The organism is Streptococcus mitis, from assembly GCF_047464035.1.
Lineage (GTDB): Bacteria > Bacillota > Bacilli > Lactobacillales > Streptococcaceae > Streptococcus > Streptococcus mitis_DX.
The window spans coordinates 157,490-170,848 of the sequence record NZ_JASHCQ010000001.1 but is presented as its reverse complement, the minus strand read 5'-3'; the positions used below and the strand labels follow the sequence as shown (position 1 = coordinate 170,848).

Here is a 13,359-nt window from a genome sequence, read left to right as displayed (position 1 = left end):
CTTTATCTATATCTTAAAAATGAATACTCTTGTACTTAAATCAACATTGAGATTGGATTTTCAATCAATTCTTTCAAGTCTTTCATAAACTTAGCACCAGCCATACCATCTACGACACGGTGGTCAATTGTTAAACCAAGGCTCATGATTGGGCGAATCACAATTTCACCATTGACTACAACTGGCTTCTCGATTGTCGAACTCACACCAAGGATAGCTGAGTTTGGTTGGTTAATGATAGGACCAAAGGACTGAACACCAAACATTCCCAAATTACTGATTGTGAAGGTTGAATTTTGCAGTTCACTTGGAGCCAATTTACCATCCAAGGTACGACCGATGACATCCTTGAAGGCTACAACCAGTTCTGAAAGACTCATCTTCTCAGCATTGTAAACAACAGGTGTCATCAATCCATTATCCATCCCAACTGCCATGGCAAGATTGACATAGTTGTGAGTGATAATGGTCTTGCCATCTTCTGTCAATGAAGCGTTGATGTATGGGTGTTTCATAAGAGTCTTAACAACTGCAAGTGAAAGAAGGTCTGTTACAGTAGTCTTCTTCCCAGTTGCTTCCATGATTGGCTCAAGAACCTTCTTACGAAGAGCCAACATTTCAGTCATATCAACTTCATAGTTGAGGGTGAAGGTTGGCGCAGTTAAGTAAGATTCAACCATACGTTGGGCAATAACCTTACGCATTGGTGTCATTGGAATACGCTCGATTTCACCGTATGGTGTTACGTTATCAGGAACTTCTTCCACTTTTTCAATCTGAGCAGGAGACTTGATGGTATCGTTTTCGATATTTTCAGGAAGCAAGGCCAAAACGTCTTTCTTCATGATTTTACCACGATGACCCGTTCCTTGGATTTCCTGCCAAGCAATGTTATGTTCGAGGGCAATTCGTTTTGCAAGTGGCGAAATGCGAACCACGTTTGTGTCTTTATAAGTTTCCACGTCTTCTTTGTGGACACGACCGTTTGCACCTGAGCCAGAAACGTCGTAAAGGTTGATCCCTAGATCATCCGCTAACTTTCTAGCCGCAGGAGTCGCTCTTAGCTTGTCATCAGCCATGACCTCTCCAATTCTATTTATGATACAAAGGGCGTTAAAAGTCAAAGTGAAAATAGGAAACTTGACGAAGAAACTTTAGTTTCTAGGAAAGTTTATCTTTTTCACACAGACTTTAACCCGAGTTCAACTCTACAAGCAACTTGGATACAACACGTATCTCAAGTTGCTACTGTTGCCGCTATTAGGCGGTCAACCTAGTAGACTTACTAAGTCGTTCGTCGAATAGCATCGATTCGACTCTCTCCTGTCGCAAATTTGCAAATAACTTGGGTACAATACATATCTCAAGTTACTAAAGTTAAAAACAACCGTTATTTTACATAACTTATCTTATGTAATTCTATTCTTTGTTATAAGTCTTACGGATTGCATCTTTGATGCTTTCAACTGTTGGAATCATTGCATTTTCTAGGTTTTGTGCATAAGGCATTGGCACATCTTCTCCTGCACAACGGCGGATTGGTGCATCTAGATAGTCAAATGCTTCCGATTCTGAAATAATAGCTGAAATCTCTCCGATATAGCCGCTTGTTTTGTGGGCATCGTTTACCAGAACAACCTTACCAGTCTTCTTAACTGAGTTAATGATGATCTCCTTATCAAGCGGAACAAGGGTGCGTGGATCAACAATCTCAACAGAAATTCCTTCTTCTGCTAATTCTTCAGCAGCTTGAACCACACGGCGTAGCATTTTTCCATAAGTAACAACTGTTACATCCGTTCCTTCGCGTTTGATTTCTCCAACTCCAAGTGGAATCGTGTAGTCTGGATCAACTGGGACTTCCCCTTTTTGGTTAAATTCTGACTTGTACTCAAGTATGATAACTGGGTTGTTATCACGGATAGAAGACTTGAGAAGGCCTTTCATGTCTGCAGGCGTGCCTGGAGCTACAACCTTTAGTCCAGGAATGTGAGTAAACCAAGACTCCAGTGATTGCGAGTGCTGGGCTGCAGATCCAACTCCATTACCAGCTGCACAACGTACAGTCATTGGAACCTGACCTTTACCACCAAACATGTAACGTGTTTTAGCGGCTTGGTTGACGATATTGTCCATGGCAATAACCGAGAAGTCCATAAAGGTCATATCGACGATTGGACGAAGTCCTGTCATGGCTGCTCCTGCTGCTGCTCCCGAGATGGCAGCCTCAGAAATCGGACAGTCACGAACACGTTCTGGACCAAATTCTTCAAGCATTCCAACAGAAGTACCGAAGTCTCCTCCAAAGACACCGACATCTTCTCCCATCAAGAATACATTTTCATCGCGACGCATTTCCTCAGACATAGCAAGGATAATGGTGTCACGGAAGGACATTGTTTTTGTTTCCATTTTATCTCTTTCTCCTTAGTCTGCGTAAATATCTTCAAATGCTGATTCAAGCGGTGGGAATGGACTTTCTTCAGCAAATTTAACAGAAGCTTCTACTGCTTCCTTGACTTGCGCTTGGATTTCTTCCAATTCTTCGGCACTTGCAATAGTGTTTTCAATGAGGTACTTGCGATGGTTTTCGATCGGGTCTTTTTGTTTCCACAACTCCACTTCTTCACGCGTACGATATTTACCAGGATCAGATGATGAGTGACCAAGCCAGCGGTAAGTTACACTTTCAATCAAGACTGGACCATTACCACCACGAACATGATCTACGGCTTTCTTGAACCCTTCGTAGACGTCGATGACATTGTTTCCATCTTCGATGAACATTCCAGGAATTCCATAAGCGGCGCTACGTTGATGGATATGTTCTACATTGGTCATTTTCTTGATATCCGCAGAGATACCGTAACCGTTGTTAATGCAATAGAAAATGACTGGCAGGTTCCAGATAGAAGCCATGTTCACTGCTTCGTGGAAAACACCTTCGTTGGTCGCACCATCTCCAAAGAAGCAAACGACGATTTTTCCAGTATTTTGCATTTGTTGACTGAGGGCTGCACCAACAGCGATTCCCATACCACCACCTACGATACCATTGGCACCAAGGTTACCAGCATCAAGATCGGCGATATGCATAGATCCACCTTTACCTTTACAGGTTCCAGTGTATTTACCAAGGATTTCAGCCATCATTCCGTTGAGGTCAATTCCTTTGGCAATGGCTTGTCCATGACCACGGTGGTTTGATGTGATCAGATCATCTGGATTGAGAGCCAACATAGCACCCACGTTAGCCGCCTCTTCTCCAACAGAAAAGTGCGTCATTCCTGGCACTTTCCCTTTCTTTACTAATTGCGCAATTTTTAAGTCCATACGACGGATTTCTTCCATCTTACGGAACATCTCTAGCAAAAGATTTTTATCTAAAATTGACATCTTCTTGCCTTTCTAACTTTCTTCTTACCTTACTATTTTACCGTTTTTGGCAAATACTGTCAAAGTTTTTCTAAAGAAAATTTCACAAATTAAAAAAGAAAACCCCATAGGAATAAGGGATTTTCTTATCAAGAATATTTTTTCACAAACTTTTTAGCGTTTAGATTTTTCTAAAGATTCAAATCTCTTCATAATCACAGTTAAACGCCAACGGTAGAGAACCCCACTCACAATCAAACTAATAATCAAGCCGATCCAGTAAGAATAAGCTCCAAAATCTGTTAGGGAATCAAATACCATAGCTACTGGGAGTGTCACCCCCCAGTAACCAACCAAACCAAGGTAAAAAGGAATAACGGTATCCTTATACCCCCGTAAAATTCCCTGGAGCGGTGCTGCAAAGGTATCTGCTAACTGGAAGAAAAGACTATAAGTCAAAAAGCGCGCTGTCAAATCGATAAATTCTGGGTCGTTACCATAAAGACTAGCCACATTTCCCCTAAAAATGTAAAGGAAGGATAAGGTGAATCCTGCAAAAATGAGGGCAGTCCATCTTCCTAGACCAATATAGGTTTTAGCATCATCAAATCGCTTGGCTCCCACTTCATAGGAAACAACAATAGCCATAGCCGATGAGATACTCATAGGAAAGGCGTACATAAGACTTGAAAAATTCATAGCTGACTGGTGACTAGCAATAATCAAGGATGAGAACTTCGCCATAATCAAACCAACCACAGAAAAGATAGCCACTTCGGCAAAGACAGTTCCCCCAATAGGCAGACCTAAGCGAACTCCTTCCTTAATTTTATCCATATTAAGAGGAATTCGTTTCTCAAGGTGTAAGGCTTTGAGCTTCTCCTGTTTAAATAAAACTAGAACAGAAATCCCAAGCAAGACCCAGTAGGCCAAGGATGTTCCTAAACCAGCACCAGCACCTCCCAGTTCTGGAACACAAAAGGCACCGTAAATCAAGAGATAGTTAAATCCACTATTGAGAGGAAGCAACAAAAGCATGAGATACATGGACAGTTTGGTCAAGCCCAGCGAATCCAGCAAGGAGCGAATGACACTAAAGAGCAAAAGGGGGATAATCCCGATAGATAAAAACCAGAGATAGCGAACTGCTACTGCCGCCACTGGTGCTTCTAGTCCAAGATGATTCAAGATTGGTGGTGCCAAGAAAAGTACCATCCCCAGCAAGACCATAGATAGTCCCAAAGCCAAATAGATAAATTGGTAAAAATCAGACGCAACTTCTTCCTTTTTACCTCGCCCAAGATGGTGACCAATGATAGGCACCAAGGCTGATACAATACCTGTTAGAAAGGTAAAGAAAGGATTCCAGATACTGGTTGCCATAGACACACCAGCCAAGTCCAAGGTATTGTATTGGCCAGTCATAGTCGTATCAACAAAGGAGGCAGAATAATTGGCAAATTGATAAATAAGGATAGGGAAAAATATCTTTAAAAATAAGATAAACTTGTCTTTAAAATGATGGGTTTGGTACATATAAGCTCTCTATTCTTTTTGTTTACAGAGCAGACTCCCACCTAGTTTTGATAGACGATTTGTCCCTTACAGATGGTATATTTAACCTGCCCTTTTAAGGTTTCACCGATGAATGGTGAATTAGCTGCTTTCGAAGCAAAATGGGAGTCCACAAGGCGGTCAGCCTTAGCATCAAAAATAGTGATATCTGCTGGACCATTCTCAGCCAAGTAACCTGCTTCAAAGTTGTAAAGTTTGGCTGGGTTGTAGGTCATCTTTTCAAGCAATTCCATCAGGCTTAACTCACCAGCTTCTACCAAATAGGTCAAGCCGAGAGAAAGAGATGTTTCCAAACCTGTCATACCAGATGGCGCTTTGGTAATATCCTCAACATTTTTTTCATCTGCATGATGAGGCGCGTGGTCAGTTGCGATAACTGTGATGACACCTGACTTGAGACCTTCAATCACGGCACGACGGTCTGATTCCAAACGAAGCGGTGGATTCATCTTAGCATTGCTACCTTGTGTCAAAAGGAGCGCTTCGGTCTTAGAAAAATGCTGTGGCGCCACTTCTGCTGTGACTTGCGCGCCTAGCCCTTGAGCAAACTCAACTACTTTGACACTTTCTTCCTTAGACAAATGCTGAATATGGACATGAGCCTTAGTTGCATAGGCAATCATGACATCACGCGCCATCATAGCGTACTCAGCCACCCCAGTCGCACCACAAATATGGAAATGTTCTTTAGCGATATTTTCATTAAATCCAAGAATCCCATTCAAACCTGGATCTTCCTCATGAAGACTAATAAAGGTATTAAGTTTTTTGGCTTCCTCCATGGCTTCTTTGACCACTTTGCTGCTTTCAAGTGGAATACCGTCATCTGAGAAACCAACCGCACCTGCTTCTAAAAGTGCCTTAAAGTCAGTCAAATCTTGGCCATTAAAATTCTTGGTAATAGTCGCAACCGTCTTAACATTGATTTTTTCCTTGGCAGCTGACTGGAGAACTTCTTGCAAAGTCTCCACGTCTGAAATGGTTGGACTAGTATTAGCCATCATGACAACCGTGGTAAAACCACCTGCAGCGGCTGCTAAGGCACCAGTATGGATGTCTTCCTTGTGGGTCTGACCAGGTTCACGAAAATGAACATGGATATCAACCAAGCCAGGAGCAACTACAAGACCTGTAGCATCCAGGATTTCTGCTCCTTCTTCTTTAATCTCAGGGGCAATTTTGATAATTTTCCCATCTTGAACCAAAACATCACACACTTGGTCTAAACCAGACTTGGGATCCATTACACGACCGTTTTTGATTAGTAGCATCTGCTTTCTCCTTTATTCATAGAAATCAACTTGGGTATCTAACAATTTATCCCCATCATAAACAAACTTGGCTGAAAAGAAGGGTTTATCTTCTAAAAGCCACTCAACAAAGGTATGGTCACCTTCCCAAGTTGGCTTGCTCAAAACCTCGTCATATGGAACCCATTCTAGCGTTCCCTCGTTGCAGTCAATCAAGTCACCCTCGAACTCCGTCACCTTAAAAACATAGGTGTACCAGTCTAAATCTGGTGTAAATTCAGGAAAAGTGATAACACCTTTTAGAACTGGCTTAGCTTTCAGTCCTGTTTCTTCGAGGATTTCACGCGCCGCGCATTCCTGAGGAGTCTCACCTTGCTCTAACTTACCACCCACACCAATCCATTTGCCTTCATGGACATCATTGGGCTTCTTATTACGATGGAGCATGAGCAGTTCTTTCCCGTTATCAATGTAGCAAATTGTCGCTAACTGAGGCATATTTTCTCCTTATCTAAGCCAATCGATTGGCTCTTGTCCTGTCTCTTTTAAGAATGCATTAGCCTTGGAAAAAGGCTTGGAACCCCAAAATCCTCTATAAACTGACAAAGGACTGGGATGGGCTGATTCGATAATCAAGTGATGAGGATTGGTAACCAAGGCCTTCTTCTTGCGTGCATAAGCTCCCCAGAGTACAAAAACGACTGGTCTATCTAGATGATTGACCACCTGAATTACAGCATCCGTAAAAGGCTCCCATATCTGACCAGCATGACCATTGGCCCGTCCAGCAGGAACAGTCAAACAAGCATTAAGAAGCAAGACCCCTTGCTCAGCCCAAGCTGTCAAATCATGAGATTTCTTAACCCCGATATCGTCTGACAATTCCTTCAAGATATTTTGCAGGGATGGCGGAGCTGGAATAGAGTCCGGTACAGAAAAACTCAAGCCCTGCGCTTGACCTGGCCCGTGATAGGGATCTTGCCCTAGAATCACCACCTTAACTTCTTCAAGCGGTGTTGTCAAGAGAGCCTGAAAAACCTTTTCCTTGGGTGGATAAATAGTCCCCTGAGCATAGACCTGATTCATAAACTGATTGATTTTCCCGAAATAACCCTCAGGTAATTGCTCCTTAATCAAAGCATGCCAAGACGAGTGTTCCATAGCCGACTCCTTCGTTTTTACTGCCTCTATTATAGCAAAAAGTGGCTGTCTAAACCACTTTTTACAGTTTATCTAAACAATCCAGCAAGTCTCGGTAAGAATGGACTTCGTAGGTTGGCTGGGCTTGTGTGGGATTTTCGAGTTGATGAGGATTGTACCAAATCGTGTCAATCCCAGCATTATTGCCGCCTTGAATGTCGGCGGTTAGAGAGTCTCCAATCATCAGCGTCTTTTCTTTGCTAAAACCTGCAATCTGTTGACCAATTTTTTCATAAAAAAGAGCATCCGGCTTTTGTGTTTGCAGCTGTTCAGAGATAAAGACTTGATTGAAATAAGGTGCCAGACCAGATTGAGCCAAACGCCCTGTCTGAATGGCAGTAATGCCATTTGTCGCAGCATACAAGTCATAATCACGCTCGATGAGGCTGTCCAAAAGTTCATGAGCGCCAGAAATCGTTTGTCCCTGTTGGGCTAAGTAAAATTGGTAACGTTGGGCTAGAAAACTACCATCTTTCTCCAGTCCAAAATGAGAAAATAAACGAGAAAAGCGCGTGTTAACCAGCTCTTGTTTACTAATTTTCTTTTGCTCCAAATCCTTCCAGAGAGCCTTGTTCATGGGAACGTAAAAGTCTTTGTAGGCCTGAATATCTGCAACCCCTTCTTCTTTTAGAAGTTGCGTCAAAGCCACATCCTCAGCAGCATCAAAATCAAGAAGAGTGTGGTCAAGGTCGAAAAGTAGAAATTTGTAGGACAATTTTGGAAGATTCCTTTCTAAGTGGGGGCAAAGGTTCAACAGGGGGTGCATATTATGTAGATACTAGGAATCATTTATTCAATTTCCAATCCGTGTAATCAATGCTACTATTCATCCCATATTTCACATTAGGAATAAACACATGTATATCCCTTAAGTATTTTTTATTATTTGATACAGCTTGTAGTAGTATTCCTCGAGGTACATCTTCTGATTCATTATCATAGATCGCCTCAACCTGATAATATACTCTAAAATCTGTTTCTGATTTATTTGAAGCTTTGGTAATGCAATTTTTTATTAATTGCTTATAAACTCGTTGAGAATTTCCATAGTCTGTGTTTAATTTAAAACCATTACCGTTAGCCCAAGGTGTTAGAGGTACTACATTTTCAATATTTGTTTTTCTTGAATTAAATCCAGATAAATTACCAATTAGCATAAACCCAAGTAAGTGTCCTGTATGAAAAATGGAACCACTGTACTGGCTTTTACCTTTTGATGTCCTATCTTTAATCGTTCTGTGTGAAAGTAACGCCCTACCTATACTAACTCTTTCCTCCTTTCTTACATTCTCAGCAAATTCTTCTAAATCGATTCGTTCTGAAAAGATTTTTTCATTAAAATTTATAAAATGCGGTAAATTAAAACTTCCATAACCATTATAAAATTTTTTTAATTCTTCTATATCATCAATTTTTAATTGTTCCAATACAGATTTTGTGATACTATATACTGCCTGATGAAGGTGAGGGTAACCCATATTTCTACTCCTATTAAAAACAAACTAACAAACTTATTATAACATATAGCTAGATAAAACTTCGAAACTAATTCAATTTTACTTTTATGAATTTATCCCAACATTTTTGTTCTACCCTAATTTTTGTTGATGGAATTAGACTATCATATAGTGTTTGCACCCCCTCTATTTATCCATAAACAAAAAAGTGAGCAAGAAATCATGATTTTATTTCCTGCTTATTTTTGAAAATAGAAAAAAACAGATCCCAAAAGATAGGACGTCTGCAAGCTCTCCCAAGCAGAGGTACACCAACTCTTTTCTAACTTTCTTTTTTTGTAATTTCATCATCCCACCCATCTATCTATCATCCTATATCAGAAAAAACCATTCGAACCAGTTTATCATCAACATTTCTCAGAATAAAGGCATTCTAAGAATCGAATAGGTTAAAAACCTTTAATATCCGTGTAATTCTAGACTTAGAATCCCTATAAACTAAATGTTTTCGCACTATTTTAAGTCATTGATTACCTTAAATTTTAATTTTTGAAGGATTCTAAAGCTAGAATTGCTCAAAGACAATGAAAAAAAGCTATTCGAAACTTAGAAAAAATTTTCCTGAATTTCATTGTCACTTGAACGAATAACCTTACAATTCTTCCGATGAGCTTTGAGTTTTTTCAGAGCCCAATCATAGTGGCTTGACGTACTACTGACAAAGTAGGAACCTAGACTTGTCCCTCCCGTCCACTTATAGATACCTTTGGTAAAGAGTTCATCATTGCTAAAAACTTCTATCAACTCTAAAACCTCCCTATGTGATTGTTCTAGGAGTCTAGTCGCTTCTTCTAAGGAGGTTTTCTGGTGCTTCTTCCAAAAAGCGATATTCATTTCTCCATAAGTTTTCCAATTATAAGGTTCAGGTAGAAAAGGCCTTTCGTGACCTTCTTGATTAGAATGTACCCAAGTCAAAAGTAACTGATGCCATTCATAAAGATGGATCAGAACATCTCTTAGATTTTTATCCCTTTTCCAGTGAGCTTCTTTTTTCTTTGGGTCTCTTGAAAAATCAAATGGAGTCTGTAGCTCATCTTCACTTAGTTGGGAGATGAAACGATTGAGCTTTTCATAGTTTTCCTTAGAGGCCAGTACTAGCTCCTCTTTTGTTTTCGGTCTAGGCACAGAGTTCTCCCTTCATATCTCTAGTTATTATTAGAAATTTTTTATCCTTTAAATCTCTATAACTTATCCTTTAATTTCTCAACAAAGAGATAAGCTGCTGGACAGGTCAAGGTATTCTTAATCGTTAGATGATTGATTTGATGAATCTTTTTGCGGTCTGTATGGGGAAATTCACGACATGCCTTTGGACGAACTTCATAGATGGAACAGAGATTATCTCCTCCTAGAAAGGGACAAGGCATGGATTTAAAAACCTTATCACCATCTTCATCTACCTGCAGAAACTCCGCTTCAAAAGCAGGTAATTTCATCTTAAAATACTTGGCGATTCGTGTAATATCCGCTTCTTTAAAGTCAGGTCCCAAAGTCTTACAACAGTTGGCACAGGCGGTACAATCAATCTCCGCAAAGACTTCTTGGTGAATCTGCTGGGCTATCTTATCTAGATTTTTTGGTGGCTTTTTCTTTAAATTGGCTAAAACTTTTCGATGCTCCTTCTGCTTTTGTAAGGCTAGCTGGTGGTAGTACTCAATATCAATTTCTTTAGACATGGTTTCTCTCTTATTCTAATTACTTTCCCCTATTATACCATGCCTCTGGAGCATTGAAAAGTGGACTTTATTAGACTATACTTTTCCAAAATACGTCAAAAAACCTTGCAACTAGGTTACAAGGTTAATGACATTAATCGAAGTTAACGTATTCTTTTTGAAGTTCAAGGACTTCTTCCATTGTTGAACACTCTGTAAGGGCACGGTTAGCGTACTCTTCCATCTTAGCAGTGTCCAATTTCTTCATCAAGCTACGTGTACGAAGGACTGATGTTGCTGACATAGAGAACTCATCCAAGCCCATTCCGACAAGAAGTGGAACAGCTTTTTGGTCACCAGCCATCTCACCACACATACCAGCCCATTTACCTTCAGCGTGAGCTGCCTTGATAACGTTGTTGATCAAGCGAAGGATTGATGGGTTATATGGTTGGTAAAGGTATGAAACTTGCTCGTTCATACGGTCTGCTGCCATTGAGTATTGGATCAAGTCGTTTGTTCCAATTGACATGAAGTCTACTTCTTTTGCAAATTGGTCTGCAAGCATCGCTGCTGCAGGGATTTCAATCATGATACCAACTTGGATGTCATCCGCAACTGCAACACCTTCAGCAAGAAGGTTTGCTTTTTCTTCTTCATAAACTGCTTTAGCTGCACGGAATTCTTTCAAGAGGGCAACCATTGGGAACATGATACGCAATTGACCATGAACAGAAGCACGAAGAAGAGCACGAATTTGTGTACGGAACATTGCATCTCCAGTTTCAGAAATAGAGATACGAAGGGCACGGAATCCAAGGAATGGGTTCATTTCATGTGGCATATCGAAGTAAGGAAGTTCCTTATCTCCACCGATATCCATTGTACGAACAACGACTGGTTTACCATTCATTCCCTCAAGAACAGCCTTGTATGCTTCATACTGCTCGTCTTCTGTTGGGAAGTCTTGAGAATCCATGTACAAGAACTCTGTACGGTAAAGTCCAACAGCTTCTGCACCGTTGTTGTTAACACCTTCAACGTCTTTTGGAGTACCGATGTTAGCAGCCAACTCGAAGTGTTTACCGTCAGCAGTCACTGTTTGAGCATCTTTCAAAAGTGCCCATTCAGCTTTTTGTTTAGCATAAGCTTCACCAGCTGCTTTAAATTCAGCCGCTTGTTCATCTGTTGGGTTGATAATCACTTCACCAGTAATTCCGTTAACGGCAAGGATATCACCGTCTTTCACCACTTCAGTGATGTTATTTGTTCCCAATACAGCTGCAATTTCAAGTGTACGTGCCATGATAGCTGAGTGACTTGTACGTCCACCGATATTTGTTACAAAAGCTTTTACAAAGTTTTTGTCCAATTGAGCTGTATCAGATGGTGTCAAGTCATGCGCAATCACAATTACTTCTTCATTGATAGAAGCTGGGTTTGGCAATTTCTTACCAAGAAGGTTTGCCAATACACGTTTTGTCACGTCGCGGATATCCGCTGCACGTTCTTGCATGTATGGGTTGTCTTCCATACCTTCAAAGATAGTGATGAACATGTCAGTCACTTCTTTAAGACCTGCTTCAGCATTGACTTTCTTAGCACGGATTGTTTCTTTAATCTGACCAATCAATTCTGGGTCAGAAAGAACCATCAAATGAGCGTCAAAAACTTGAGCCGCTTCTTCACCAAGCGTACCTACAGCTTTCTCACGGATAAGAGAAAGCTCGTTTTGAGAAGCTTCAAGAGCTACATCCAAACGAGCCTCTTCTGCGTTTGTATCTTCGACTGAAACAGTCTCGAATGACAAATCCGGTTGAACGAGTAGATATGCTTTTGCAACTGCAACACCGTCAGATGCTGCGATTCCTTTAAGCATTTCTGTCATTTTCCTTATGCCAATCCTTCTTTTTCCATTGTTTCTGAGATTGCAGCGATAGCGTCATCTGCATCTGCACCTTCAGCTGAGATAGTTACATCAGCACCTTGGCCAACACCAAGACTCATAACACCCATGATTGATTTAAGGTTAACTGATTTACCTTTGTACTCAAGAGTGATATCTGAAGCAAATTTGCTAGCAGTTTGTACCAACAATGTTGCTGGACGTGCGTGAATACCTGTTTCTGCCACTACGTGGAAATCTTTAGAAGCCATAGTTTGACTCTCCTTTTGTTCTTTCTTTTTTGAGTTATATGTGATAACCCTTACAATTTGGTATTATATCATCTTCTCGGATTTTTTTCAAGCATTTTATGGGATTTATTCGATTTCCTTTCAGATAACTTGCTGAAAATCTTCTATATTTATTGACAAAACACAGGATATAGTTTTCCAAAAAACTACTTGTAGGATATTCTTTGCTATTTCACAAACCAAACACTATATATTGTGTCTATGTGTGTTTGATAGAAAAATAGACCACTATATTTAGTTTTAAATCATTGACAAAAATTTATTTTCTGATATACTAAGAAAGTAATCTATTTTGAAAGAGGAGTTACACAATGGTAACCGTTTATTCTAAAAACAACTGTGTCCAATGTAAAATGACCAAACGTTTCTTGGACAGTAATAATGTCGCTTATCGTGAAATCAATCTTGATGAGCAACCTGAGTACATCGATCAAGTTAAAGAGCTCGGTTTCAGCGCAGCTCCTGTTATCCAAACACCAACAGAAGTCTTTTCAGGTTTCCAACCAGGAAAACTGAAACAATTAGCATAATCTTAATACATCATCCAGAAGAAACTGCTTCTAGGGCTAACTTAGAAGCCTTTCTTTTGTA

14 protein-coding genes are annotated in these 13,359 nt (G+C 40.3%); 1 reads left to right on the top strand and 13 read right to left on the bottom strand.

Going from position 1 to position 13,359, the window contains the following annotated elements:
• Positions 1-35: 35 nt before the first annotated feature.
• From QM818_RS00740 to QM818_RS00680, 13 genes are all read right to left on the bottom strand, one after another.
• Positions 36-1,079 (bottom strand): dihydrolipoamide acetyltransferase, encoded by a 1,044-nt coding sequence (locus QM818_RS00740; protein WP_000752716.1) that lies wholly within the window; start codon positions 1,077-1,079, stop codon positions 36-38.
• Between the two features lie 340 nt (positions 1,080-1,419).
• Positions 1,420-2,412: an alpha-ketoacid dehydrogenase subunit beta gene (locus tag QM818_RS00735; protein ID WP_000448715.1), complete on the bottom strand. Its 993-nt coding sequence runs from the start codon at positions 2,410-2,412 to the stop codon at positions 1,420-1,422.
• Positions 2,413-2,427: 15 nt separating this feature from the next.
• On the bottom strand, positions 2,428-3,396 hold the full coding sequence (locus tag QM818_RS00730; RefSeq protein ID WP_261080785.1) for a thiamine pyrophosphate-dependent dehydrogenase E1 component subunit alpha: 969 nt from the start codon (positions 3,394-3,396) through the stop codon (positions 2,428-2,430).
• 153 nt (positions 3,397-3,549) lie between these two features.
• Positions 3,550-4,911, bottom strand: coding sequence for a sodium-coupled multidrug efflux MATE transporter PdrM (gene pdrM / locus QM818_RS00725; RefSeq protein ID WP_261080786.1), 1,362 nt, complete (start codon positions 4,909-4,911; stop codon positions 3,550-3,552).
• A gap of 41 nt (positions 4,912-4,952) precedes the next feature.
• Positions 4,953-6,221 carry a dihydroorotase gene (locus QM818_RS00720; protein WP_261056059.1) on the bottom strand — a complete coding sequence of 423 codons (1,269 nt, stop codon included), beginning with the start codon at positions 6,219-6,221 and terminating at the stop codon, positions 4,953-4,955.
• Between the two features lie 12 nt (positions 6,222-6,233).
• The gene (locus tag QM818_RS00715) at positions 6,234-6,698 is read right to left on the bottom strand and encodes an NUDIX hydrolase (protein WP_023948177.1); all 465 of its coding nucleotides are present in this window, start codon (positions 6,696-6,698) and stop codon (positions 6,234-6,236) included.
• Between the two features lie 9 nt (positions 6,699-6,707).
• A complete protein-coding gene (locus QM818_RS00710; protein ID WP_004254474.1) occupies positions 6,708-7,361 on the bottom strand; it encodes a uracil-DNA glycosylase in 654 nt (217 codons plus the stop codon).
• A gap of 61 nt (positions 7,362-7,422) precedes the next feature.
• Positions 7,423-8,115 (bottom strand): pyrimidine 5'-nucleotidase PynA, encoded by a 693-nt coding sequence (gene pynA, locus QM818_RS00705; protein WP_023948175.1) that lies wholly within the window; start codon positions 8,113-8,115, stop codon positions 7,423-7,425.
• Positions 8,116-8,185: 70 nt separating this feature from the next.
• Positions 8,186-8,878 (bottom strand): DNA/RNA non-specific endonuclease, encoded by a 693-nt coding sequence (locus tag QM818_RS00700; protein WP_247939199.1) that lies wholly within the window; start codon positions 8,876-8,878, stop codon positions 8,186-8,188.
• Positions 8,879-9,463: 585 nt separating this feature from the next.
• Entirely contained in the window at positions 9,464-10,042 is a 579-nt protein-coding gene (locus QM818_RS00695) for a ClbS/DfsB family four-helix bundle protein (protein ID WP_414299786.1), read from the bottom strand.
• Positions 10,043-10,098: 56 nt separating this feature from the next.
• Positions 10,099-10,593, bottom strand: coding sequence for a YkgJ family cysteine cluster protein (locus tag QM818_RS00690; protein WP_000031478.1), 495 nt, complete (start codon positions 10,591-10,593; stop codon positions 10,099-10,101).
• A gap of 133 nt (positions 10,594-10,726) precedes the next feature.
• Complete coding sequence (ptsP, locus tag QM818_RS00685) at positions 10,727-12,460, bottom strand: phosphoenolpyruvate--protein phosphotransferase (protein WP_020902391.1); 1,734 nt, start codon at positions 12,458-12,460, stop codon at positions 10,727-10,729.
• 5 nt (positions 12,461-12,465) lie between these two features.
• Complete coding sequence (locus QM818_RS00680) at positions 12,466-12,729, bottom strand: phosphocarrier protein HPr (RefSeq protein WP_000146947.1); 264 nt, start codon at positions 12,727-12,729, stop codon at positions 12,466-12,468.
• Between the two features lie 350 nt (positions 12,730-13,079).
• Here QM818_RS00680 and nrdH point away from each other — a divergent pair, with 350 nt between their 5' ends.
• Positions 13,080-13,298 carry a glutaredoxin-like protein NrdH gene (nrdH, locus tag QM818_RS00675; RefSeq protein ID WP_000259240.1) on the top strand — a complete coding sequence of 73 codons (219 nt, stop codon included), beginning with the start codon at positions 13,080-13,082 and terminating at the stop codon, positions 13,296-13,298.
• Positions 13,299-13,359: the final 61 nt, after the last annotated feature.